Origin of the sequence: Sporosalibacterium faouarense (assembly GCF_016765695.1) — a bacterium.
GTDB lineage: Bacteria > Bacillota > Clostridia > Tissierellales > VENL01 > Sporosalibacterium > Sporosalibacterium faouarense.
Map to the genome: position 1 here is coordinate 147,549 of NZ_JAETGO010000089.1, position 21,493 is coordinate 169,041.

The following is a 21,493-nucleotide window of genomic DNA, read 5'->3' on the forward strand; positions in this document are numbered from 1 at the left end:
TTGGTTTTAATATCAAACATATAAATAAATCAAAAGTTAAAAGTAACCAACTAAGATTAATATGTAATTTAAAGCTTATTTATTCATTGCTATCATTTTGACTGATAGAAGATAGTGGATTACTCTTAACTGCTTTCCTTAAACGCTCATCATCAATATGAGTATAAATCTGAGTAGTAGAAACATTCTCATGACCTAATATCTGCTGAAGAGCTCTTATATCAACATTACCATGCTTGTACATAAGTGTAGCAGCTGTATGTCTAAGCTTATGAGGCGAGTATTTTTCTGAATCAAGACCAGCTAATTTCACATACTTTTTCACCATATACTGAACAGCTTTAGGACTAAGACGATTTTTCTTTCTACTTATAAATAATGCTTTTTTATCTTTGCCATCACTAGGTCTAACCTTCAAATAATTATCTAAAGCATTGATGCATGCATCATTAAGATAAATAGTTCTTTCTTTATTACCTTTACCAATAACCGTGAGGGTATCTCCCTTAATCTTATCTATATCAATACTAACTAATTCAGAAAGTCTCATTCCACAGTTAAGAAATAGAGTTATAATCGCATAATCTCTTTCTTTAAACTGACCATCAATAGCTTCTAATAACTGTTTAGCTTCTTCTAAAGTTAAGTACACAGGATGCCTGGAATCGGTCTTGGGTGATTCCAAATCCAGGGCAGGGTTCTCATCAATTAATCTCACCTTAGAATGTAGGTACTTAAAGAAAGAACGTAGACTTGCTACTTTACGGGCCTTAGCATGATTATGATTATTTCTTTCCTTATCTACGTATGATATGAATGCATATAAGTCTTGGATATTAACTCTTTTTATAATATTAATGTCAATATCACTAATATCAATCTCTTCAAAATCTGTACTTTTAGTAACTATTCGATATCTCACTTTTAAAAACTTAAAGAATGTTCTAAGATCATAATGATATTCTCTTACAGTATTAGAAGATTTTCCTCTGATTGTCTCGATATAGTTGAGAAAGTCTTCAAGCAATATTGGTGTATCGTCCATTTTATCAAAACCTCCTAGATATTACCTAAATTTGTTACTTTTTTGCTCCAATGTCGCAAAATATACATTTTGTATAATAAAATATTCGATATTTATAAGGATTTTCCTTCTATTTTTCATTATTTTTTTAAGATTTTTAGTAATTTTATCTATTTCACCTTCAAATTAGTTCTTATTTTAATAATTTAAGTTTATTTATTCTTTATCCTATAATTTAATCGTTAATTTTCATCATTATTTGCATTCTTTATTATTAAATTAGTCCGATGAATATCTTAAATCGACATTTCGACCATTTTCACTTCAGTTAATATTCGACATTTTATTGATGCTTCCCTTTAATATCTACAATTTTACATATTATTACATTTTATTGCCTACTATCATATCTCATTATTAAATTCATTAAACACTTATACAATAATCAATTAATAATCACTTATATTATGCAAGTTTGTAATTATAAAACCAGTTTAGTATACATAATCATTTTATAGTCTACTTATTTCACGTATCTTAAGTTAGAATTTAAATCAATAGCATAATAATACAATTATTTACATTTTATTACACTTTCTAAAAATATCGACCCTTCATTTTCTCTTCTAAAGGGTTTTTAGCGCATTTATAATGCTATAGGTTGTCTAATTTAAATATTTTAGTTATAGTCTGTTTATGCTTGTCATTCTTGAATTTCCTTAATTTTCTTCAACTTTAATTGTTAATTTTATTAATAAATTTATTTATTAATACTACAAGATCTACTTCTAACAAAATTAGTATAAACAGCTGCCCAAATGTCGAATAATATTTAGGATAGAAAACTACTAGTGTATTTTTTGATAAGAAAATTTCATTCATTAATTCAAATCATTTAACGACATTCTTTTTCACTTCATAATAAATAAAAAAATGCTCCATATTGTAATAACAATTTTATAATTCAAAACCTTTACTACAAAGAAGCATATTTTTTATTAATATCTTTAATTTATAAAATTTAAATTTGCAAATCAAATCTCTTTTTCTTTACATAATATATTTATGTTATACTTCTTTTTCTATAGAATATAAATAAGTTAAAATTCCTCGATTTCTTTTATTTATAAACTCATTTTCTTCTTTCATTCCAATTTTTTTAGCTAATTTAATTGAAGAGTAATGATCCCATGCCATATTTGCAATAATTCTTTTCATACCTAACTTTGTAAAGCCATAATTTAAACAAGCTTCAGCAGCTTCCTTTCCATAACCCTTATTCCAATAATCAGCATGAATAATATACCCTAAATCATTTTCAACCTTATCATTAATGTCAACAACCAAAAAACCAACATCACCTATAACTCTATTCTCTTCCTTTAAGCAAACTAGCCATCGTCCATATCCATATTGCTTGTATGCTTTTATATTTCTTTCTATCCAATTTTCCACTTGGTTAATACTAAATGGTTTTTCCCAAAACTTCATAGTTCTTGGATCAGTTAAAATTCTGGACAATTCATCTAAATCTTTACTAGTCATTTCACGCAAAATAAGTCTTTTAGTTTCAATCATCTTTTACCACCCCTAAATTTCATTCTCTATTAAATATCCTTTTCACCTATTTTATTTACAGTATTTATAAGGTCTTCTCTAGCATCTGCACTATCTAAATATGCTATTCTCCAATCTGCACTAGGGGTTAACTCAGCAGCTTCTCTTTCTATCTCAATTCTTTTTTTCAAATAATATTTCATGCCCTTTGGAAATATCAGTTTAGTTGACTTAGTTTTTAATATATTATCTCTTTCAATATTATCCATTTTAACTCTTGAATAACTTTCTTTTCTCATTCCTGCTATAATTTTATTTATATTTGAGTATTCAGCTAAAATTAAAACCTTACTATAACCTTTAGATTTCTTTAAAATATTTGATTTTATTTTAATCGTTCTTTCACTGCTCATTTCTCCTGGTTTTATATCATTCTCTATCCACCAATCAATTCCATCAAAGTCAATACCCAATTCTTTAGCAGTTAAAGCTCCAAACAACATTTCTATCGAACCATCAGCCAGATTATCACGTTCTATTTCTTCAGGTCTATTTTCTAATAACAATATATCAGGCCTTAAATTTCTAATCACTGCATCTATATGTAGTAATGAGTACCTATCATTTTCTAAATGTTCATCTGAAATAGTACCTAAAATAAAGATATCCTGTTTTCCTTTTCTAAGCTTTATAAATGCTTTTTTTATAAAATAAGGTGTGCTTACTTTCTTTATTAAAAACAACCTTATATCTGGACTAAATATTAAAATAACAACAATTAGTATAAATAAAATCAATTCAACAATATAATCCATCTATTAATTCATTCCCTTCACACTTGCGATATAGTTATAATAGATAAAATAGCTTTAAATAATTTATTACACAACATTTCTATTAAATAAATTGATTCTTCTTTAAGAGTACAATTGATTCTTTTATTTCCTCAGGCTTAACTTCTAATGACCAAGCCGCCTCAGGATCATAATTTTCTAAAAGATCAAGAGTTTTTTTAGTTTATTACTTATTAACTCCTGCGTTTTGAACCTTTTTTAATAATACTACTATTCCTCTTGACTTTATTAATAATAAAAGGCCAATTATTACCTCAACAATTAATTCTATCATATTAAATATGGCTTTAAACCTAGTATTAAAATTAGTCAAAGCATAGTTCTTCTTTAATAAAATTAGATTTGAAATTTCCTCTATAATATTGGGTAGTACATTCGTTAATATTATTAACCCTACTACTGAAAACGTAAGGACTTGCAATTCTTTATAATTAATTTCTTTACATTCCTTTTCTAATTCATTTTCAGGAACTATATAAAAACTAATTTTTCCCGATCCAATCCATAATATTAATCCCAAAACTATCATTACTACTGTAGGAACTAATGAATAAAGCAGTAACGAACTAGTAATTTCAAAGTGATTCCCATTACTCAAATATGGTACTATCGACATCGTTATAATTGAAGAAATATTTCTTAAAGCTTGTACAAATATGTAAATTGCTAATACCTTTAATGAAATTAGTGCTATTTTTCTTTCATTTATTTTAACTCCCCCTAAAAATAAACTATTTCTTAATATCCAAAATCTATGTGCTCCTTAATCTAGTTAAATTTTAAAATTATTCTAAGTTAATTTCTATTTTATTGGTAGACTCATTTCCAAACTCAGAAATTTTTAATCTTTGAATGTTTCTATTATCATCAAAATATCCACTAACCATAAATATGCCTTTGTTCGATTGAATTAGCAAAGTATAAGACTCTTGTCTAGCTCCAATTGTAGGTTGTCTTCTAGAAAGATTAAAACTATTAACATTCTTAATATCACTACCAATAAAGTCTGTCGCTTCCTCATTATTTTCAATAGCTTGAATAATTTCATTAGTATATTCCTGAGTTTTTTTCATCTCCCTATGCTCTAAAGTTACATTAATAATGATGAGAGAAATTATAAAGATCGCTACAACCCATCCAGCTATTGCCCACTTTCTCTGTGTTCTATGTAGATCATCTATATCATACCATGTCTTATTTTTCCAAGCTAATTCATTACCTTTAGCTCCCAAATAAAACGGAATTATAATATTTACAATTGGTAAAAACGCTAATAAAGCTATATATGATTTGTTTGCTAATCCCCAAATCCAAGTTAACCAAAATGCTCCCCAATTCCATTTACTCACTCCTGGTGGAACAGAAGTATATTCTCCGTGTCCTGAAGTGTTTTCCATTCTATCTCCCCCAATTCATTTATATCTAATTATACTTTTTTCTACTACATATCGTCAGTAGAATTAAAATACTTTTTCTCGTTTTTATTCCATTGTGACAGTCCACCACTAACACCAATTAGTACTCCTGAAAGTACGACTGTACCGATATATTCTCGAAAATAACTCCTCGTAAAAATAAAATTAAAACTAAACTTAAAAATAGATGTGAAAATAGGATGTATGATTGCCATAAAATAAATATTAGGTAAAATATAATCTATAATAATATAGCGTTTCCTTCCCTTAAGTCTCTTTTCACCCCATGTAGCAACAAAGTTTGACGTCTTTTCCATAAAAATTACTCCTCTATTATTTCTTTTGTTAATTGTATCATGATTTAAGTTAAAAATTTGTCGTATTATATCGATATAACAGAAAAGTAATTCGATTTAATATTAAAAAGCCCTTCAAAAATAAATCGAAAGACCTCATATATAAGCTGATATCATTTTAAAGTTGTACTATTTACTCTATTATGAAATAATATTTGCACAGCCAACTAGCAATATTGCAACACAAGCCATTATAAGTCCTGCTTTACCATAATTCTTTAAAGTTGTATTACTAGACCCAAAAGCTAAGAATAACAATACAATTATATTAACGATAGGAATCCCTGTTCCAATTAAGATTAGTACCCAAGTTCCAATACTAACCTCATCACCATCTCCATTATAAGTATAATTAACATCATTTCCATACTGATTATTTTGATTTTGGAATGAACCCATATTGTTATCAAAGCGTCCATCATCATTAAAATTAGACATAATCATATCCCCCTTTTAAATTATCTAAATATATTATCTATATAAACATAATAATAAACTTTTGTAAAATTAGCAAATAATTTCCATTAATAAATGTATTTATTAGCTTCTAGTCATTATATACTAATTCTTCAACCAATGGTATATCAGCGGGGGCTAGTTTATAATTGAGTAAATATTCTCTATCAACCCATCTAAATTCGTCATGATCTACTAGATGTATATCACCTCTTGCTATTCTTCCTTTATATCCAATCAGCTTAATGACTTTATCACCATAGTCATAAATACTCTCACATAAGAAATCCTCTACATCAACATGAATACTCATTTCTTCCATCAGCTCACGTCTTAAGCTTTCTTTAGGATCCTCTCCTTTTTCCATTTTACCTCCAGGAAATTCCCAAAAGCCCTCAAGGTGTTTACCACTCTTTCTCTTGGCAATCAACACTTCATTCTTACTATTTATTAATATCCCTGCAACTACTTCAATCATTTCTTTCTCCTTCCACACTATATACTTATTATATTATTAAGAATTATATCCATTAAATTAGTATTTTACAATATTACAGTTAGGAGAAATAAACAATATATTATTAATGTCTATATAGATATATGTTGATATTTATTAAGAAACATGCAAATCAATTTATTGCAGTTTATTATTTTCTAATGTAATTTTCACCTTGTCAAAATAATCATCTAATCCTTCTTCTTGTTTTAATCTAAAGTATAGACTTCTAAGTAAATTTTTAGCATTTGAAACCACTATGTGATCTACAGAATAGTCACCAGTATTATTAATATCGATAAATCTATCAATCCATTTTTTTAATTCTCCCCCACTAATTAACTTTCTTTTCAAAATACTAATAATAGCTACAGCCATTCGTTCATCTTCACCATTATAATATAAATACTCATTGGTAAACATCTTATAATGGATTGCGTCCAGTATATCCATCAAATCAAATTTATTCATAGTATTACACTTGGCTAATTCATCAAAACCATCAGAAGTATGGGCGACTGAATGTGCCCACCCTTTATTAGCTACAAAGCCTCTTAAATCCTTTTCTTTCTTATTATATTCGATTAATTTATCTTTAACCAATTGAATATCCTCTGCTGATAGATATGAATCTTCAACATGAGTTCCAACCAAAAGAGGAGGAAGTAATACAGAGAAGGTCCTTCTAAATACTGAGTCAGTTCCTATTTCACCTATTTTATAAAACAAATACTCTTCATTAAGTACCTTATAAAGAATTTCTTTTTTCTCATCCGCAGAATAAACTCCTCTAATAATCCAGTGAGCGAATACTCTATATATCAAATCATCTCTTAACTCTGGATCAGTGTCACCAATATTGTTTAATAAATACTCAGTGAGTCCTAGATAATTAATATCTTCTGTTGGTTTATAATCATTTTCTTTAATTTCAATTAACTTTTTCTTTAAAGCAATCTTATCTCTATACATACCTCATCCCCCTCTACTAACACCAATTTACTTATTTTCACCCTTAATAACTCTTTTTCCTAAATAAATATCTGGCTTTCCTAACCCATTAGCATCTGGCATTACTCCAATAATCTTATATCCAATCTTTTGATAAAACTCATATGGATGTCCTTTAAAATTTTTAATATTTTTAATTTTATCCCATAGATTATCATAAAGGTCAACATTAGATAAAGAAGTCATGTTATTCTCATCATCACTACCCAGTTGAATAGTTATTCCACCTTTAGTTCTCACCTGTTCCTCTAAATCTAGTACCAATTTTCTTCCAATGCCTCTTTTCCTAAATCTAGAATCTACTACCAAAGGATGTAGCTCCCACACATTGCCATCATATTGACTTATTCCGCCTATCCATCCTAATACCTGGTCCGTATTGTCTACTGCAATTCTACAAAGCCTACCATCTTGGAAGCAATTATTAACTTCTTCCAATGCGCTCTCTAAAGTAGGCCACCCATTTGGCCAATTTTCTTTAAATCCATCTACTAATAGCTTTGCTGCTTGAATAATGTATTTATCATCATTTTTATTCAGTGACACAATTTCCACATGTTCACCTCCAGATTAATTGTACAATTTAGTTCGATGTCCTAATTATTATTATACCATTAAGTAACATTACTAGAATTCTATTCTAGTTTTATTTTATTAAATTTTATCTATTTAAAAAGATACAAATATTATATTAAAGATAAGTACTAAGAAATAATTAAAATCAGCTAAAAATACATAGACTAAGATATGTGAATTTATATGTTAACTATTTTTAAATAAACTTGACTCTTAAAGTTAGCTATATATAAATTATTTCGAAAGGATTTGATTTTGATGAAAGTTAGATTAGGCTATGTAGCAATGGCTATAGATTTAAAAGACTGCTCTCCTTCTAAAACAATTACATATACAAGATATGAAAAATTAAAAGATGACGAATTAAAGCTATACAAACTTAATAAATTGACTGAAAAAAATTTAGAAAATACAAGAAGGATTCTTTTATATAATAAATCTCATAATATAAAAGTATATAGATTAACTTCTAAGATAGTTCCTTTAGCTACTCATAATAACGTTATTGAATGGGATTATGTAAGTGAGTATACAAAAATTTATAATAGTATTAGCAATATTATAAAAGAAAATAATATGAGAATAAGTGCCCACCCAGACCATTTTACTATTATTTCTTCACCTAGAGAAGATGTCGTAGAGGCATCAATAAAAGATTTGATTTACCATAATAATATTATGAATGCTATGGGACTAAGTTCATCTGAAGGTAAGTTAGTTCTACATATAGGTGGTAAATATGATTCAAAAGAGAAAACAAAGCTACGATTTATAGATAACTTTAGGAAACTACCTGAGGAAATTAGAAATAGAATTATTTTAGAAAACGATGACAAGATATATAATATAGAAGATGTGTTGGAAATTACTAAAGAACTTAATATTCCTATGGTAGTAGACATTCATCATCATTGGTGTAACCACAAAGAAGATAACTTAGATAATCTCCTTGAGCAGATATTTGATACCTGGAATAACCAAAAGCTATCACCTAAAATTCATATATCTAGCCCTAAATCTGATAAGAAAAAAAGAGCCCATGCAGATAATGTGGATTTTAACTTCTTTTATGATTTTATGAAAAATGCTAAAAAGGTAAACAGAGATTTTGATATAATGATAGAAGCAAAAAATAAAAACGTGGCATTATTTAACCTCATGGAAAATATAAAAGAGAATGAGAACTTTAAAATAATCAATAATTCCACCTTTGAAATGTAGCTTGTTATCTTAGAAAGTTAATTACCCTTAATAGCAAAGACTCCTTCAGGTGAATGATAGGATATCTTTGTTATTAAGGGTATTCCTTATCTTATAGGGATTTCGTTATAACACTTCATAATCCTTCATATTGTCTTGATTTTTCTCTAAGGGTTGCACACATATCACAAATTGAGAAAAACTCCTCAGAATCAAGCCTTATCCCTTTATTCTTCATTTGTATTAGCAAACCTTGTACTCCCTCTTCTAAAATTACTTTCATCTGTTCATTTTCATAAGGGTCATAATTATCTATTATTTCAATGATATCAATCTTGATAATATTTCCAATACTAAAATCCCTACAAATGATTACATCTCCATTGGGGTCAATACTTAATGATTTAATTTTATCAAGGGGATCAGTATAGGGTACGTCTCCACATTTACCAGTTGAGAAATATTGTTTCTGTGGTAAATAGTCTAGTAAGTTTTCAATAGCTGCTCCCTCTGGGTATAGTACATTGCCATTCCCAATTTGAAGTATTTTTACTTTGTACAGAACAGTGCTTACACCTCGAACCACATTCATTAGTAACGAAAAATTCTAATCTTTCTAAATTAATATATCTATTGGTCATGATTATCCCCCTAATTTTGCTTAATCACCAGGTACTACAGATTTTTTCATCTTATTATATAAAGTAGTTGCTTCTTGCATTGAATTTGCCGGTGCTGCAATTACTTCACCATTTTCAGAAAATGAATTCTTACTGCTCTCTTCAACTAAAGATATTACACATTTTTCAAACCTTTTATCAAGTATTACATTTCCTAATAGCACATATTCACCTGGTTCAATATATAGATTTCCTTTTTGACCTCCGCCCAGTGAAGGGTCATAGTAAAGTATGGGTTCATTAAAATAATTCTGATTTTCAGAAAAATAAGTTGATATTTTAATTTTAGGATATTCAATACCATTGATAAAAATACTTCCTTTAAAAATAGTAGCTTTTAAAACCTTTCTATGTACATATCCCTTAAACTTTATTGTAACCTCTTCTTGACTATCATTATCTTTGTCATATTTAATACCTACCATACTCGTCTCAACATCTCTTGGAAAAATATAATAAATATAGCTAATAACCATTATTAGTATTATAATAATTATTATTCTTGATTTTTTCTTAATTATATACTGCTCAGAATCCATATCTTATCTCCTTTGCTAAGTATGATATTATTAAAATATTTGTCTCATATAGATTAGAACTAGAATCAAAACAGGTATAATGCAAAATAATAAAATAACCCATCTAAAACTTTTATTTTTAGATATATCCTCATTTTCTTCGAATTCTTTAGTATCTACACTTTCAATTAATCCTTCTTCTTCAGAGCTTTTCTCTTCAAAATAATCAGAATCCGATGAATTATGCTCTAGAAACTCTATTACTTCCTCAGCCTTTTCAATCTGATGCTTTGGTACATATAAATCGGTGCCTTGACAATTCCTTGCACCATAAATTTTTAGCAATTGACCTGATCCTTTTTGTTTCTCAAAAACAATAATATCATTTGACTCTAGCAAAGATATAACTGTATCACTTTCAAATCCATCAGATATATTTTTTAAAAAAACTAGTTCCATTTCCTGTTCAGTTTCCATATAATTATCTTTTTGCTCTGAAACTTCTTCTTTCTCTACCAAATTAACATTACAATCACTACATATTTTAAAACCTTCCCTGTATTCATTCTTGCACTTCGGACATACTAGCATATTGTCACCCCTAAAACTTATTTATAAAAATATTTTGAATCATAAGAACCTAATTTACATCGAAAAGTTTATAGTTATATGTTAAAAATACTATCTTTCCCAACAGAACTTTACTCGACTCTTTCAATCCTCTTATATGTATTATCTAATGAATCTTCTAAAACAATTTCTATTGTTATTTTAGATTTATCTAATTTATTAATTTTACTTAAATCTACTTCTTCAATTATGAACCAATAATCTTGTCCATCGTGTTCTAACTGTTTTCTAGGAGCTTTCCTATTATCCTCTTGATTAGCCTCAATTATATCAATTGATTTAATTTCTTTGTTATCATAATATACATTACAAATCGCTTTAATCAGCTTTGTATCGTCAATAAACCTAAATTTCGCAATCTGTGCGTCAAATTCCAACTTATCATTATTAACTTTATAAATATTAATGTCTTTCATAAATGTTGCTTCAGATTTTGAATATAAATCTAAGGATGGAATCTCTTCATACCTTATCTTATTATCATCCATAAATGAAACCTTTAACTCATAATTGCTAGAAAAAGGTACTACTAGTTCACTTTTAAATATTCCTGTATTATCAACTAATTTTACACTATTCCACTTCTCTTTGGAATAATCATAATTTTCTCCTTTAGTTGAATCAAAAGCCTTGCGATATAATAGTTTCAACTCCCTATAATCTTGTAACTTATTTGATGTAATTTCTATATCAGTCTTTGCCAAGATTTCATCATTTTCTTTTATTTTGCTCACACTATAATTTGTATCAGCTATAATTTCATATTTATTTTTTAGTACATCTATCTGCTCGGTCAAATTGCTAACATCAAATGTTAGTTGGCTTACTCTATGTTTTACTTGCTGCAATTGATTGCTTAAATTGAATGTCCAAAACACTAATATAGAAATGATTATTATTAATATTACTGTGGTGAAATTTTTTAGATTAAGTTCCTTGCCTTCCATATAATTCTCCCCTTTGCATAAAACTATCTAAAGCCTTACTTGTCCAAAACTTTTCCCATAAGGAATACTTTATTCTTTCTATTTTCTTCACATATTTTTTTCATGCCAAAATTTCTATAAAATTCAAATGCATTTTTATTAGTTGATGAAACTCTTAAATGATATTCATTTAAGGATAGTTTTCTAAAGAACTCTTCAGCATACTTTAACATTTCCCTACCATATCCTCTAGCACGATATTCAGGTATCAGATAGATTAAATTGATATAACCAATTGACTTTCCACAATAATCTCTAACCAGGAGTCCTAGTTGCCCAATAGCTTTATTATCTTTTTCAACAATGAGCTGTCCATTCGGAAATTTATTGATTCTCCTCCTCATTCTATTTAAATAGGCATCTTCATCAAACCCCTCTTCTGCTCCATTACTAATTATATGGGTATCTCTTCTAAATTTAAGGATTATATCCTTATCTTTCTCAAAATTAATATATCTTAACTCCATAGTAATCTTCTCCTCATAGATCCTTATTATTTTTATCATCTACTTTAGTTCCATATATATTCAGCTTCACTGTCCACTCGTAATTATGTTATTTTAATATCCTTAATATGGAATACTCTTATAAGCCTTGTCCAATATTAAAAGAATTCATCCATAATAATATAAAACTTTATTTTATTCCAATCAGGTTTCACAATACCATAAGTACTAAAAAATAGTTCAAGCCATTCCTCACCAAGATCTCCTTTAATAGTACGAACAGCTAATGCTATGTCTTTATATTTATCACCAACTCCAGCTCTTCCTAAATCGATAATGCCGTTTAATTTATTTTCCTTAATAATTATGTTATCTAAGCAATAATCGCCGTGGATAAAAACATTTTCATTGCTCTGAGGTTTGAGGGATACTAATTTATCATATAATTCTATTGGACTAATATCTCTGAACTCGCCATCTAAATCACTTTGTTTAATACCCAGTTCTAGATTTTTTCTTGCTTCTACAAGCATATTATCATCACTTTCTATATTAGGACATCCAGTTATATCAATACTATGTATCAATTTTAAGCTCTCAGCATATATTTTTACAGTATCTTCAATTGAAGCACTCTGACTTAAATATTGTTCTAATGTAACTCCATCAATGGCAGTCATTAGTAGAAAAAAATTATTTTCACTTTTTTTGAATTCTATAATTTGTGGAGCTTTAAACCGTTCCTCAAGCCATTTAAGAAGCTTATATTCAACTTCAAGTTCCCCAGAAAATTTGTTATTAACATCTATAATCTTAAGAAAATATTCCTTACCTTCGACTATGAATTTATGCAATTCTGCCCCTGACATTCCACCGGGAACTCTTTCAAGTTCATGATTCACTAAGTAATTTTTTATTTTCTTTGGCAATTCATAATTCATTATGATCTCCTCTCTCCGTTAATACTTTATTGTTTTTACTATCCAATCTTTAGTTGAGTTCACAACTTCATTTCTTCTATTTTATAAGACTTAATTTAGTTCTAGAAAAACTTCACCCTATTATATAATATAATTTAATCAAGTCTATTTAAATATAGGTCAGATGGTTCATCGAAGTACACTGGATCATTATTAGGGTCCAAATAATGATAATCATAGTGCTGTTTCTTAATGAGTTCACTAAATCCCCATGAGTTATAAATACTCTTAAGTTTCTCATAATTATCATTATCTACACCTATTGTAACTTCAAAAAAACCTTTGCTCTTAACTCTATTTAGTACTACCTTCATTAACTTACTTGCCAAGCCTCTTCCTTGATATTCCTCTTGAATCCTAAATGCACATAAATATGCTCTTTTAACCCCATCAGCTTCGTCAGGATCTTCTGAATTCCAAAAAATGTATAGTTCACCTATAAGCTGATTTTCTTTAGTATCTTCAACAGTCCAAAACTCTATATTTTCATCATATATCCCATCTACAAAATAGTTATATGTCGGTGAACCACTATATTCCCATAATTCCTTCATTTCATCAACTGTAGCAATCCGTATATTCATATAGTCATCTCCTTAAAATTTCAAACTATCCTTTAATTATTCCTATCTATTTCCAATAGCACCTACTGTTCAAAATCTATTATTGCCTAAGATGTACTTAGAATACTAGTTAGAATACTAGATTAAACTATAGATAAACCATAATTAAAAAGTATATCTTTTCTGTTAGATATTTAGATATTTCTATCAATATAATAATTGGAACAAAGACTGTAATGAAAATATTAATTTTGTCAGTATATGCAAATTCTTTCACACATGTAAAAATAGAAGCTATGGACCATATTAATGTAAAAATAAATATAACTAATATATACATTGAACTAGAAAAATTAGGTCTAAACATGACATCTGTTTCAATAGTCAATATGGTTATAACTCTAATAATCACTGATACAATATTCCCAAATAATAGAGTGATACTCCCCCATGATATACAGCTTCTAATTGCTTTAGCTGTTAATTTAATTCCTATCATTTTAAATAGAAGTTTTGAAATATGAGCAATTCCAAATAAAGTGAAAATCCCAATAGGTATACCTAAAATAACTGAATTAATTATTGCATCTTTGAATGTTAAAAAAACACTTCCTAAAGCTTTATCATATATTACAATATTCAAAAACATAAATAAAATTGTATTCAATAAAAATATTAGAATTGTGCCTTTATCACCATATTTTTCATCAGCATCTTTAATATGATAGCTTGGAGCAAGAATCATTTTAAACATTAATTTAAGCATCTTTATCATCAGCTCCTTAGAAATAGAACTATAAAATAAAAAAATAATAATATGCTAGATTTATTATTATTGATTCCTATAATCCTTAATAATATTGAAATCATCAAACAATCTCTTGAAAACTTTTTGAATATCAATGCTAACTCTATATTTATTACAAATCTCATTAAAAATAATTTCAATATCTCCTTCAAATGAATCATCAAACCTCAAGTCACAGATTTCTAAATCTATAAGATTTTCCTTTATTTCCAATAAAAAGTTATATGCACTTTCAGTTTTATTCGATAAATACTTTACAGTCCCTTTATGAATTAAGCGTAATACTCGATACCACAAAGGTTTATTTGAATCTAAATTAGAATTCAAATCATATCGTAGTACTTCTTCATTACTCACAATAAAGTCTTCTTTAACATCTAGTAGAATCTTGCTCTCATTAAGTTCTCTAGAAGAAATAGTTTTTCTAACATCTAAATCAATACTAAGTCCGTCTTCATAGATTAGTATTACTATCCCTTTAGGATTCTCTGTGAAATTTATCATAACTGGCTTACCGTGAATCAAAATTAACTCATCAATTTTTTCATCTAAATCTTCTCCAATTACAATTAGATCTATATCCGAATATTTTGTTGAATTATTATTTGCTAGGGAACCTTTCATTAGCATAGCGAGATTATTCTTACTGCAGTAACCATAAACTTTTTCAATATACACCTTATGATTTGATGATGGATAAATAATGTCTGATCTTATCATTTTAGTCTTCTCCTTTTCTAATATGTTAGATTGGAAATATTAATGTTAGCATTTTTATTACAGAATTTTAAATCTGTAATGTATTTTACATAATAATTAAATTATATCAAATATTTCATATTAATAACACTTAATACAATAAATTCCACAATAAAGAATCCATATTAATATGGATTCTTTATTGTGTGCTTAAATATGTCTTTGTCTTATTAATCAGTTCTATATTCTAATTTATTGATAAATAGATTAATCTTATCTTTTTTAAGCATTTCTTGAGAATGATATATATTTACTAAATCGTTCATTATTGCCCCTACTGAATCAGAAAAGATAAAGAAATCACTAAACCATATGTAATTTACCCATTCTAGCATTTCATTTTTATCTATTGCTTCATATTTTACTTTTAACAAAATATCTTTTAAATCTGTATTTGCTATCTTTACCGGGCGATCAAAGAAGTACTCAGCATCAGCCTCTTCTATGGATTTATCTAAGTCTTCGATATCTATTTTCATATTTTTAAATTGCTCAAGCTTATATGAAACTTTTGATATTTCAGAATCTGAAAGCTTAATTTTAGAGGCTTTCTTGAGTTTTCTTCTTCCATTACTAATTATTAACACACCAGAAACTTCACAAATAGATATTAATAATATTAGTACAATGATTTCATAATCGTCAAAGTCAAGATACGATATGCTCGGTGCAACCAGCATGAGTACTACTCCAGTAATAATTAATCTAAAACCTTCTTTTCTCAAAGTTTTAGGCCCTTCATCATAGATTTTAAGATACTTATCTTGTACCATTTAATATCCCCCATAGTCAGTTATACTAATTCTAAAAATAATCTTTTGTAGTGAGAATCAACTTATTGTTCTTTTGGTTTTTTTGGTAAATGTATTTTTTCATATATTGAAACCCACCAAAATAGAGCTGAACCTATGAATAAAACTCCTAATCCTGCAAAGAAAATACCTATAGAAATAAAAAATTGCATTATTTCCCCTCCTATCTAAAAGACGTCTATTTAACACAATTATATTAGCTAAATTTTATTTATATTCCCTATGATAAGGTAATAGTTCACTAATAGTTACAATGCTATCTTTACTTACCATAACCTCACATTCGTAGTTTTTATCATGAATTTGACTGATAAATTCTCTACACCTTCCACATGGAGGTATTATTTTTCCGTCTTTATAAACTGCAACAAGCTTTAATATTTTATTTTCACCAGCTGTAATCATGGTAGCAATGGCTGAATGCTCTGCACAAAATCCCATCGAAGCTGGTGTATCAATACATACACCAGTATAGATTTTTCCACTTTCGCTTAAAATAGCTGCTGCAACAGTTCCAGAATATGAATTCTTTGAAAGCTGTTTTGGATTTAATGTATTTAAAGCAGCTTTATATAAATCATCAAATGTTGTTATTATCTTTATTTTGCTATCCATCAATCTCCCACCTTATAATCTAAATAATTATATATTTTTTTATTTCGTCATATTCTCAAAATATTCTTCTATATTAACTTGTCCAAATAATTCCGTGCCAAACAGCTCATCTTCTAGTTGATGACAAAACAATTCTATAAACTTCTGTTTTTCAGTTAATATTGATTTTGCACTTTCTGTGCTTAACATCTCAAGTTTTTTATCACAAAAACTTATTTCAAAGTTTTCTACTCTATCCAAAAGCATGTTGAAAAACAATGGATTACTTCTATCTATCCAACTCGACGCCATAAAAATTGATAGAACACCAATTTCATCAAGTGTATCAGCATCTCTTAATACCTTTAGACTATAATCATTTTCTTTACTTTTTTTATCAGAATGTCTTTCAACTAAAAATAATAATTTCTTATATTCTTTACTTTCTACATTCATTATCTGGTTTCCTCTTATCCAGCTAGCAATTATATCTTTACTCAAGAGTGCGTGATTCTCTCTTTGGTGAATTCTCCCTATATCATGTAATATAGCTGCTAACCTGACAGTCAAAACTTCATCACTAGACAAACTATGGTTTTCTTTATTCAATATTTTCCTGACGTAACCTTCAACCCTAAGAGAGTGAAGAATAACAAACTCCCAATTATTTCTCCACGGGTGTATTGTTTTATAATCAAATTTTTTATCTTTTACATAGGAATATAAAAATTCTTTAGCTTTGCTTATAATGTTTTCATTCATGAACACACAACCCCAGTCAATAATATATAATCTAAAATTTGAAATTAAATATTATTATATATTCAATATTTTAGTTTCTTTAATGACTACTCATCTCAACTCTTCATAAGTTTTTAACAAATTTCGCATGTTTTTAATTGGATATAATTCTTTTAAGATACTGTGTATATATTGAATAGTTTCCTCATTATTTAATATATTCTTTTTAATAATTACTTCTTGATACTTACCTTCCCAATAGTATTTTATATCTTTTTCTTTATCCATTTTTTCAAAACAAACTAACGCTTCTTTAATATTATCTTCTTTAAAATAACAAATCCCTAGATAATAGTAATATTTATTCCAGTAATCATCACTAATGCTTAGTTTTTTTAACCAGTCCAATAATTTTTTATGATCTCTATTTTTCTTATATTTAGATATTTTAGTATCTAATTTTATTTCATTCGTAGACCTTTTATCTGTAAGTATTATAGACTTTTCCTCAGAATTATTAGGTATTTGTCTTTCATTAATCCATTTAAGGTTGAATGAAGTTAAATCTATATCACAATATAACTCAAGTCCATTCAAAAATTCTTTCCACTCATAGCAGCCTTTGTTTTCTAGAAAAGCTCTACAGTAAGTTATAAATTTATCTTCACCAACAATATTCATTAATTGATATAGAACAAGAGGAGCTTTTTTATAAATAATGACATTTCCAAAGGGAGGAACTCTATTAGCCTTAGCTAAAGACCTATCGAATCCTGTTATTTCCAATACATCTTTCTGAGCATTTTCAATAACCAAATTAAAATACTCGTCACCTAATATATTCCTATTGGTAATCCATTCAAACAAAACAGTCATACCTTCAGTCAATAAAAATTTTCCTATTCCATCTGATGTTATCCTATTACCCCACCAATGATGTATAAATTCATGCCAAATAAGACTGTATTTAGAATAATTGTCTATATTATCAGAATCAACAAAGTAATTTTCATTTATAATTATTCCATGTGTGAGTCCATACCCTCCAGCTATAATAGGAAGACCATATAGGTTTAGTTTATTTAATTGAAAGTTATTTAGATTATTAATAATATCATCTATTCCTTCAAATAAAGTATGTTGCAAGTTTTGAAAGTCCTTTTGTCTTGAGTGTCTATAATAGAAATTTATATCAAGATTCTTTGATGAATAACATATTTTGTCTAACTTCCCTCCACATAAGAAAATCTTGTTTTTTTCACCTCGAAAACTCTTGATTCTATATTCTAAATAAGATTTTTGTGTTACTTCTCCTTCTCCCACGACAATTCCTTTTTTTGATAGAGAAACATTTATTTCAAAGGGACATTTGTTTGCTTCTGGAATATCCCCTGATAAAAGCTCACTTAATTTAATCTTATTTCCTAGAATAGGATACCATAATGCATATAAGTGAAATTCATCATTTTCAATATAGTTTTCTAATATCGTCGACATATCATCACGATAGTTACCCGTTTTAATTTCATAGTCTATAGAAACATCTAACTCCTCATTTTTCCTCCAACCTTCTATTTTATCTAAGACCAAATAGTTTACCTTATAATTAAAGAAAGGTAATACTACTGAATATAGTTTGAAGTTATCATGCTTCACTTTATTTAAATTAACTTTTTTAATTTTAATCTCTTCTCTGAAGCCTATCCAAAAAGTAATCCTTCTTCTATTCTTTACTTTACTTATAGAATATAGAGCCTTATTAACCAGAGTCTTCTTCTCAAAATTAATATATAGAGACATTTTTCTTTCATTAATATTAAAATATAAATTACTTCCTTTACCTTCTATCCATCTGTAGCAAATATAATATAGTATGAATCGAAAATAGTTAAATAAGCTTTTCATACTATCCCCCCAATCGAAAAATTTATTAATACTCCTTAAATACTAATATTTCTTAATTATATAAACCATTGGGATAAATTTGATTCCGTTAGTAACTTGTTCTTTATCAGTATCAACAAAACCCAAACGATGATAAAACTCTTTTGCATATGGAGAAGAATTAACAGTGATTTTATTACTATTACTTTCTCTTATACAAGTTTCTTTTACTGTTTGAATTAATTTTCTAGCAATCCCTTTTCTGTGATGCTCTTTTTTAACAAATAACATGCTAATATGATTTAATCCTCTTGCTGCTATTACGCCTGTTAATATATCTTGTTCAAAGCAACCCCAGAAGCACATTGTATTTTTGTTAATCTTATCAATGATTTTATCGTATGATATAAATCTTCTAAATTCTTCAATCCCTTCACTAGAGTAATCAGGGGCTTCAAATTCCTCAAAAACTTCCCATATTAATTTAAGGGCACAACTAATATCACCTTTATGTAATGTCTTCACTTCCATAGTCTATCATTCTCCATCCATAATTTTAATAATATTCTTTTATAACACAACTAACCTATATCCCATATTTACAATCTATGAGTTCTTTTCAACATAATCGATAATTTCATTTAGAAATTTTATTACCCACTTGCCCTCTTTATTTCCACTCCTATCTAGATGAATTACGTTAATTTACCACCTTTTTATATTATGATATCCTTTCTAGTATATCTCTTAGTTCGAACCAATCATATATCTCCAGATGATTACTTTGCGGTGTTTTTTTCTCGACATCCTTAATAGCCCCTTTATACCAAACAGGAAATATCCTACAGTTTGATGCACCATCAACATCACATACAGCATTGTCTCCACAATACCAAACGTCCCTAGGAGCTAATTTTGCTTTTCTAAGTGCAAGCTGGAAAATTCGCTTATGTGGCTTCCTAAAAACATATTCACTACTAGCTATAATAAATTCAAAGTTGTTATTTGGAATATAAGTATCAATTTTCTCTTTCAATAAACTTCCACTAAAAGAAATATTACTAATAACACTTGTCCTAATTTTCTGTTCATTTAGATAAAATAGAAGATTTTCAATATTTTTAGTTGTCTCTGAACTAATTGCTGCTTTTTCAAAAATTCTCTCTACTTCTTCATGAGGTTTAGTCAATTCTATATCAAAGTATTCATAAAGATATTTCTGAAAAATATGATTATGTACTTCTAAAACTGACTCTTTATCTAGGTCAATCACATATCTACCTATTTCCTTATTTAGCTCAGTTGCTAGTCCTTGAATTTCCTTAACTGAAATATTATTAGGATTCTTAGCTGCATTTAGTAAAACTGCTTTTGTACCTGCAAAAACATCAAACTCCTTTTCATTTATAAGGGTTTGTCCATAATCAAAAATAATCATCTTAGGTTTTATCATAATATCCTCCATATGTTACTTCTTCAAGTAGTTTATATTAAATTTCCAATGTATTTTCCATTGCTAGAAGCTAGTATCTTATAATCTATTTACTAGATTCTTTGATTAAGTTATCTTTCTTTTTAAGCAAAAAATTTCCAGGTATTAATACTACTAAATCTAAAACAATACTATAAAAGATAATAAGCAATGCTAGTGACATATAAGGTCCTACACTAGATGGATCTGTTAGACGATGTAGCATATTTACTGTCCCAATTATAAATCCTAATAAACTAATTAAAATTGAAGACTTTATTAATAACTCAAATGTTTTTATACTTTCATCCAAATCTGATTTCCTAATCTCTATATTATTTAAAATCAAAATTCTAAATCCATGAAGCAATGATTTAAAGCTATTAGTTGAAATTAGAATAGCTAAATTGGATAAGAGTACAAATAAAATACTGGGCAAATAAATTAAATAATTTAAGTCAGCTACACCTACTGAAATTACTATAATAATCATCCATGCTAAAACACCTAATAGAAACATAAAATACCTCCCTAATTAATTTATAATCAACTTAGTTTCTAAAAATATTCCTTTGAAAACATCTATAAAATACTACCTATTAATTATACTTATGCACATCATTATATCATTACTAAACATTGCAATTTGTTGTAAAGTGTCGAAAATAGGATTAGT

The 21,493-nt window shown here is 27.7% G+C and carries 28 protein-coding genes; 1 reads left to right on the forward strand and 27 read right to left on the reverse strand.

The genetic code is table 11. The annotated features are described in order from the left end of the window. Positions 1-79 precede the first annotated feature (79 nt). The 10 genes from xerA to JMO20_RS17285 all read right to left on the reverse strand — a co-directional run bounded on the left by xerA (position 80) and on the right by JMO20_RS17285 (position 7,724). A complete protein-coding gene (gene xerA / locus JMO20_RS17240; RefSeq protein WP_202710942.1) occupies positions 80-1,045 on the reverse strand; it encodes a site-specific tyrosine recombinase/integron integrase in 966 nt (321 codons plus the stop codon). A gap of 1,047 nt (positions 1,046-2,092) precedes the next feature. Beyond that, positions 2,093-2,602, reverse strand: a complete 510-nt coding sequence (locus JMO20_RS17245; RefSeq protein ID WP_202710943.1) for a GNAT family N-acetyltransferase — start codon at positions 2,600-2,602, stop codon at positions 2,093-2,095. A 29-nt stretch (positions 2,603-2,631) separates the two neighbouring features. Further along, entirely contained in the window at positions 2,632-3,396 is a 765-nt protein-coding gene (locus tag JMO20_RS17250; RefSeq protein ID WP_202710944.1) for a hypothetical protein, read from the reverse strand. Positions 3,397-3,601: 205 nt separating this feature from the next. Continuing rightward, a complete protein-coding gene (locus JMO20_RS17255) occupies positions 3,602-4,051 on the reverse strand; it encodes a hypothetical protein (protein ID WP_202710945.1) in 450 nt (149 codons plus the stop codon). A gap of 169 nt (positions 4,052-4,220) precedes the next feature. Continuing rightward, on the reverse strand, positions 4,221-4,832 hold the full coding sequence (locus JMO20_RS17260) for a hypothetical protein (protein WP_202710946.1): 612 nt from the start codon (positions 4,830-4,832) through the stop codon (positions 4,221-4,223). A gap of 44 nt (positions 4,833-4,876) precedes the next feature. Beyond that, positions 4,877-5,167, reverse strand: coding sequence for a hypothetical protein (locus JMO20_RS17265; protein ID WP_202710947.1), 291 nt, complete (start codon positions 5,165-5,167; stop codon positions 4,877-4,879). A 180-nt stretch (positions 5,168-5,347) separates the two neighbouring features. Further along, positions 5,348-5,644 carry a hypothetical protein gene (locus JMO20_RS17270; RefSeq protein WP_202710948.1) on the reverse strand — a complete coding sequence of 99 codons (297 nt, stop codon included), beginning with the start codon at positions 5,642-5,644 and terminating at the stop codon, positions 5,348-5,350. Positions 5,645-5,753: 109 nt separating this feature from the next. Further along, positions 5,754-6,140 carry a (deoxy)nucleoside triphosphate pyrophosphohydrolase gene (locus JMO20_RS17275; protein WP_202710949.1) on the reverse strand — a complete coding sequence of 129 codons (387 nt, stop codon included), beginning with the start codon at positions 6,138-6,140 and terminating at the stop codon, positions 5,754-5,756. Positions 6,141-6,296: 156 nt separating this feature from the next. Further along, positions 6,297-7,130: a DUF2785 domain-containing protein gene (locus JMO20_RS17280; RefSeq protein ID WP_202710950.1), complete on the reverse strand. Its 834-nt coding sequence runs from the start codon at positions 7,128-7,130 to the stop codon at positions 6,297-6,299. A gap of 27 nt (positions 7,131-7,157) precedes the next feature. Beyond that, entirely contained in the window at positions 7,158-7,724 is a 567-nt protein-coding gene (locus JMO20_RS17285) for a GNAT family N-acetyltransferase (protein ID WP_202710951.1), read from the reverse strand. Between the two features lie 279 nt (positions 7,725-8,003). Between JMO20_RS17285 and uvsE the strand changes: the two genes are divergently transcribed. Next, a complete protein-coding gene (gene uvsE, locus JMO20_RS17290; protein WP_202710952.1) occupies positions 8,004-8,966 on the forward strand; it encodes a UV DNA damage repair endonuclease UvsE in 963 nt (320 codons plus the stop codon). Between the two features lie 115 nt (positions 8,967-9,081). Here uvsE and JMO20_RS17295 read toward each other — a convergent pair whose 3' ends face one another. The 17 genes from JMO20_RS17295 to JMO20_RS17370 all read right to left on the reverse strand — a co-directional run bounded on the left by JMO20_RS17295 (position 9,082) and on the right by JMO20_RS17370 (position 21,337). Beyond that, the gene (locus JMO20_RS17295; RefSeq protein WP_202710953.1) at positions 9,082-9,537 is read right to left on the reverse strand and encodes an SPASM domain-containing protein; all 456 of its coding nucleotides are present in this window, start codon (positions 9,535-9,537) and stop codon (positions 9,082-9,084) included. Between the two features lie 69 nt (positions 9,538-9,606). Continuing rightward, a complete protein-coding gene (locus tag JMO20_RS17300) occupies positions 9,607-10,164 on the reverse strand; it encodes a hypothetical protein (RefSeq protein ID WP_202710954.1) in 558 nt (185 codons plus the stop codon). Between the two features lie 30 nt (positions 10,165-10,194). Further along, positions 10,195-10,734, reverse strand: coding sequence for a nucleotidyltransferase family protein (locus tag JMO20_RS17305; protein WP_202710955.1), 540 nt, complete (start codon positions 10,732-10,734; stop codon positions 10,195-10,197). A gap of 110 nt (positions 10,735-10,844) precedes the next feature. Then, entirely contained in the window at positions 10,845-11,720 is an 876-nt protein-coding gene (locus tag JMO20_RS17310) for a hypothetical protein (RefSeq protein WP_202710956.1), read from the reverse strand. A 35-nt stretch (positions 11,721-11,755) separates the two neighbouring features. Continuing rightward, positions 11,756-12,226, reverse strand: a complete 471-nt coding sequence (locus JMO20_RS17315; RefSeq protein ID WP_202710957.1) for a GNAT family N-acetyltransferase — start codon at positions 12,224-12,226, stop codon at positions 11,756-11,758. 137 nt (positions 12,227-12,363) lie between these two features. Continuing rightward, complete coding sequence (locus JMO20_RS17320; RefSeq protein ID WP_202710958.1) at positions 12,364-13,146, reverse strand: APH(3') family aminoglycoside O-phosphotransferase; 783 nt, start codon at positions 13,144-13,146, stop codon at positions 12,364-12,366. 134 nt (positions 13,147-13,280) lie between these two features. Further along, a complete protein-coding gene (locus JMO20_RS17325; RefSeq protein WP_202710959.1) occupies positions 13,281-13,769 on the reverse strand; it encodes a GNAT family N-acetyltransferase in 489 nt (162 codons plus the stop codon). A 127-nt stretch (positions 13,770-13,896) separates the two neighbouring features. Continuing rightward, positions 13,897-14,514 (reverse strand): YIP1 family protein, encoded by a 618-nt coding sequence (locus JMO20_RS17330; protein ID WP_202710960.1) that lies wholly within the window; start codon positions 14,512-14,514, stop codon positions 13,897-13,899. Positions 14,515-14,580: 66 nt separating this feature from the next. Continuing rightward, on the reverse strand, positions 14,581-15,276 hold the full coding sequence (locus tag JMO20_RS17335; RefSeq protein WP_202710961.1) for a nucleotidyltransferase domain-containing protein: 696 nt from the start codon (positions 15,274-15,276) through the stop codon (positions 14,581-14,583). Positions 15,277-15,485: 209 nt separating this feature from the next. Then, positions 15,486-16,088, reverse strand: a complete 603-nt coding sequence (locus JMO20_RS17340; RefSeq protein ID WP_202710962.1) for a hypothetical protein — start codon at positions 16,086-16,088, stop codon at positions 15,486-15,488. A gap of 62 nt (positions 16,089-16,150) precedes the next feature. Continuing rightward, positions 16,151-16,279, reverse strand: a complete 129-nt coding sequence (locus tag JMO20_RS20490; protein WP_279380169.1) for a hypothetical protein — start codon at positions 16,277-16,279, stop codon at positions 16,151-16,153. Positions 16,280-16,334: 55 nt separating this feature from the next. After that, on the reverse strand, positions 16,335-16,742 hold the full coding sequence (locus JMO20_RS17345; protein ID WP_202710963.1) for a cytidine deaminase family protein: 408 nt from the start codon (positions 16,740-16,742) through the stop codon (positions 16,335-16,337). Positions 16,743-16,781: 39 nt separating this feature from the next. Further along, the gene (locus tag JMO20_RS17350; RefSeq protein ID WP_202710964.1) at positions 16,782-17,483 is read right to left on the reverse strand and encodes an HD domain-containing protein; all 702 of its coding nucleotides are present in this window, start codon (positions 17,481-17,483) and stop codon (positions 16,782-16,784) included. A 90-nt stretch (positions 17,484-17,573) separates the two neighbouring features. After that, positions 17,574-19,367 carry a M1 family aminopeptidase gene (locus JMO20_RS17355; RefSeq protein ID WP_202710965.1) on the reverse strand — a complete coding sequence of 598 codons (1,794 nt, stop codon included), beginning with the start codon at positions 19,365-19,367 and terminating at the stop codon, positions 17,574-17,576. A gap of 42 nt (positions 19,368-19,409) precedes the next feature. After that, on the reverse strand, positions 19,410-19,877 hold the full coding sequence (locus tag JMO20_RS17360; RefSeq protein WP_202710966.1) for a GNAT family N-acetyltransferase: 468 nt from the start codon (positions 19,875-19,877) through the stop codon (positions 19,410-19,412). A 190-nt stretch (positions 19,878-20,067) separates the two neighbouring features. Further along, entirely contained in the window at positions 20,068-20,799 is a 732-nt protein-coding gene (locus JMO20_RS17365) for an HAD family hydrolase (protein WP_202710967.1), read from the reverse strand. Between the two features lie 85 nt (positions 20,800-20,884). Continuing rightward, positions 20,885-21,337: a MotA/TolQ/ExbB proton channel family protein gene (locus JMO20_RS17370; protein WP_202710968.1), complete on the reverse strand. Its 453-nt coding sequence runs from the start codon at positions 21,335-21,337 to the stop codon at positions 20,885-20,887. Positions 21,338-21,493 lie beyond the last annotated feature (156 nt).

Coding starts and splice junctions, on each gene's coding strand:
- xerA (WP_202710942.1), bottom strand. CDS start 1,045: ATGGACGATACACCAATATTGCTTGAAGACTTTCTCAACTATATCGAG.
- JMO20_RS17245 (WP_202710943.1), bottom strand. CDS start 2,602: ATGATTGAAACTAAAAGACTTATTTTGCGTGAAATGACTAGTAAAGAT.
- JMO20_RS17250 (WP_202710944.1), bottom strand. CDS start 3,396: ATGGATTATATTGTTGAATTGATTTTATTTATACTAATTGTTGTTATT.
- JMO20_RS17255 (WP_202710945.1), bottom strand. CDS start 4,051: ATGTCGATAGTACCATATTTGAGTAATGGGAATCACTTTGAAATTACT.
- JMO20_RS17260 (WP_202710946.1), bottom strand. CDS start 4,832: ATGGAAAACACTTCAGGACACGGAGAATATACTTCTGTTCCACCAGGA.
- JMO20_RS17265 (WP_202710947.1), bottom strand. CDS start 5,167: ATGGAAAAGACGTCAAACTTTGTTGCTACATGGGGTGAAAAGAGACTT.
- JMO20_RS17270 (WP_202710948.1), bottom strand. CDS start 5,644: ATGTCTAATTTTAATGATGATGGACGCTTTGATAACAATATGGGTTCA.
- JMO20_RS17275 (WP_202710949.1), bottom strand. CDS start 6,140: ATGATTGAAGTAGTTGCAGGGATATTAATAAATAGTAAGAATGAAGTG.
- JMO20_RS17280 (WP_202710950.1), bottom strand. CDS start 7,130: ATGTATAGAGATAAGATTGCTTTAAAGAAAAAGTTAATTGAAATTAAA.
- uvsE (WP_202710952.1), top strand. CDS start 8,004: ATGAAAGTTAGATTAGGCTATGTAGCAATGGCTATAGATTTAAAAGAC.
- JMO20_RS17295 (WP_202710953.1), bottom strand. CDS start 9,537: ATGAATGTGGTTCGAGGTGTAAGCACTGTTCTGTACAAAGTAAAAATA.
- JMO20_RS17300 (WP_202710954.1), bottom strand. CDS start 10,164: ATGGATTCTGAGCAGTATATAATTAAGAAAAAATCAAGAATAATAATT.
- JMO20_RS17305 (WP_202710955.1), bottom strand. CDS start 10,734: ATGCTAGTATGTCCGAAGTGCAAGAATGAATACAGGGAAGGTTTTAAA.
- JMO20_RS17310 (WP_202710956.1), bottom strand. CDS start 11,720: ATGGAAGGCAAGGAACTTAATCTAAAAAATTTCACCACAGTAATATTA.
- JMO20_RS17315 (WP_202710957.1), bottom strand. CDS start 12,226: ATGGAGTTAAGATATATTAATTTTGAGAAAGATAAGGATATAATCCTT.
- JMO20_RS17320 (WP_202710958.1), bottom strand. CDS start 13,146: ATGAATTATGAATTGCCAAAGAAAATAAAAAATTACTTAGTGAATCAT.
- JMO20_RS17325 (WP_202710959.1), bottom strand. CDS start 13,769: ATGAATATACGGATTGCTACAGTTGATGAAATGAAGGAATTATGGGAA.
- JMO20_RS17330 (WP_202710960.1), bottom strand. CDS start 14,514: ATGCTTAAATTAATGTTTAAAATGATTCTTGCTCCAAGCTATCATATT.
- JMO20_RS17335 (WP_202710961.1), bottom strand. CDS start 15,276: ATGATAAGATCAGACATTATTTATCCATCATCAAATCATAAGGTGTAT.
- JMO20_RS17340 (WP_202710962.1), bottom strand. CDS start 16,088: ATGGTACAAGATAAGTATCTTAAAATCTATGATGAAGGGCCTAAAACT.
- JMO20_RS20490 (WP_279380169.1), bottom strand. CDS start 16,279: ATGCAATTTTTTATTTCTATAGGTATTTTCTTTGCAGGATTAGGAGTT.
- JMO20_RS17345 (WP_202710963.1), bottom strand. CDS start 16,742: ATGGATAGCAAAATAAAGATAATAACAACATTTGATGATTTATATAAA.
- JMO20_RS17350 (WP_202710964.1), bottom strand. CDS start 17,483: ATGAATGAAAACATTATAAGCAAAGCTAAAGAATTTTTATATTCCTAT.
- JMO20_RS17355 (WP_202710965.1), bottom strand. CDS start 19,367: ATGAAAAGCTTATTTAACTATTTTCGATTCATACTATATTATATTTGC.
- JMO20_RS17360 (WP_202710966.1), bottom strand. CDS start 19,877: ATGGAAGTGAAGACATTACATAAAGGTGATATTAGTTGTGCCCTTAAA.
- JMO20_RS17365 (WP_202710967.1), bottom strand. CDS start 20,799: ATGATAAAACCTAAGATGATTATTTTTGATTATGGACAAACCCTTATA.
- JMO20_RS17370 (WP_202710968.1), bottom strand. CDS start 21,337: ATGTTTCTATTAGGTGTTTTAGCATGGATGATTATTATAGTAATTTCA.